2 protein-coding genes are annotated in these 1,902 nt (G+C 37.0%); both read right to left on the bottom strand.

The genetic code is table 11. The annotated features are described in order from the left end of the window. Positions 1 to 505: 505 nt before the first annotated feature. A complete protein-coding gene (locus tag V7183_RS18845; RefSeq protein WP_335360455.1) occupies positions 506 to 1,492 on the bottom strand; it encodes a hypothetical protein in 987 nt (328 codons plus the stop codon). 28 nt (positions 1,493 to 1,520) lie between these two features. Then, complete coding sequence (locus tag V7183_RS18840) at positions 1,521 to 1,745, bottom strand: efflux RND transporter permease subunit (RefSeq protein ID WP_335360454.1); 225 nt, start codon at positions 1,743 to 1,745, stop codon at positions 1,521 to 1,523. Positions 1,746 to 1,902: the final 157 nt, after the last annotated feature.

Below are 1,902 nucleotides of genomic sequence, written 5' to 3'. Positions count from 1 at the left end.
ATATTAATACTTATCGTGATTGATAGTGTACGCTTGCTAAAAAATTTGCTTGTAAGAACTAGCCAATAGAAAAGGATAATTGTTTGAAGGTGAAATAATTATCCGTCGCTACTCATTTCCATATAGGTAGAAATAACCTTACGTGTAGTAAGGTTATTTTTTTGGAAAATACTCATTATCACTTTCTATATATTCTTCCTTTTCATAAAACGTAATCGTTAAGTTGCAATTTGTGCATATTGTCTAAATTATCTTCATATCCTGTCGAATATGGATTTTCAAACAATCAAAGAGTACTTCTCAGTAGAAAAGTAAACGTCAAAAAGAAGATGAATTCGAGTTTAACAAGGACGCCGGCATGTACGTGTGTAAAGCTGGATATATGGCCATTCGCAAAGCTCGACAAGGAAAGAAAAATACAGGTGAAAATCAGAGAGATACGCGTGCGGCAAACAATATAATACATTTGGTTTCATTGGGATATCCTTTCTGAAACAGTCTAGGATCAGTGGCTATAATTCGCTTTTAAATAATCAACCCAAAGACTGTGTAATTCTGATTTGCTGACGCCAAATATTCGGTTATATTCCTCTGGGTGCCGAATGAAGTCGTTTAATTTCTCATATCCATATTTAATTACCAAAAATTCCACGATCGTATAGGAATATGGATACCCGTTCCTATACACGAATGCTGGCCCATTTATCTCGTCAAAGCTAGGTATTTTACCAGCAGAAACCAAGGTTGGGAGCACTTTTTGGGCATTAAGATCCGTATTTCCTAAATAATTGGCAACTCCTTCTTCCAGCCACGTAGGTCGTTTACTGTCAATATGAGACAGCACGACATGTGTAAATTCATGAATGCTTGAATTTAATATAGAAGACCGGTTTTTCGGTGATAAGATAAATAGTTCGTCATCGCCAAATACGCCTAATGACCAAAAATTAGAAAATAGCCCCAACGAATATACCAGATTGATTTGATTTGAAAAAACTGTTACTTTTGTCTTCGTCTTTGGCTCTGTTTTAAGTAAGCCAATGATACGCCCGTAATGCTGTTCTAAATTGTAAGCAAGCTTTACAACCTCTGAATAATCCGCTTTAGAGCTGTAAAAGATGAAGTGATCCGTTTCCTTCTGATTCTTATAAAAACTTGATTGTAAGGCAGTTATGTTCAAATAAATAAATATAAAAGAGGTCATGACGATGATGGTTAGAGTCGCCAACTTACCTATTTCGTGTGGAAATACAGGACTTCCATATGTTTTTTTAATTAAGCGATAAGATGCGAGAATGATAAATGGCATCCAAATTAAACCGAAAATTGTCAATACTTTATAGGAATCCCCGAGCCAGTAAAATATGAAATAAGACATAGTAGTCAACAAACAAGTTACGGTTCCAACCAAGCTCGATCCTTGCGATTTCCAGATCCACAACGACAGCAAGCCAGGTATTACTAAATTGGCGACAATTAAATCAATTATCAACGTGACATCCTCCCAGAATGTTATAGAGTTAGACGGATAAGGTGACGCTCCGTTTTTTCTTTCTCTCTTTCTCTCTTCTCGAAACCATACTCTCTATCAACTCAAAAATAATAGGTACGACTATTAATATATGCAGTGTGGATGAAATAAGACCTCCAATGACGACGATCGTGAGACTTTTCGACATCAGTCCTCCTTCAGAGGCTCCAGTTGCAAGCGGAACAAGTACGATAATTGTCGCTTCAGCAGTCATGATTGGCCTCCAACGGCTAATGCCCGCTTCAATCAACGCTTCACGAACGGAACATTAGGTCTGTACGCGAATTTGCAGAACACGCTCGATGAGAACGATGTAAACGTCAAGTAACTCCAAAATATACAATAAAAGTTGATTTTGGAGTTATTTGACG

The sequence above is a fragment of the Bacillus sp. JJ1127 genome, assembly GCF_036965845.1.
Taxonomy (GTDB): Bacteria; Bacillota; Bacilli; order Bacillales; family Bacillaceae_G; genus Bacillus_A.
The sequence above is the reverse complement of the archived record's forward strand: the minus strand, read 5'-3'. Positions and strand labels throughout refer to the sequence as shown.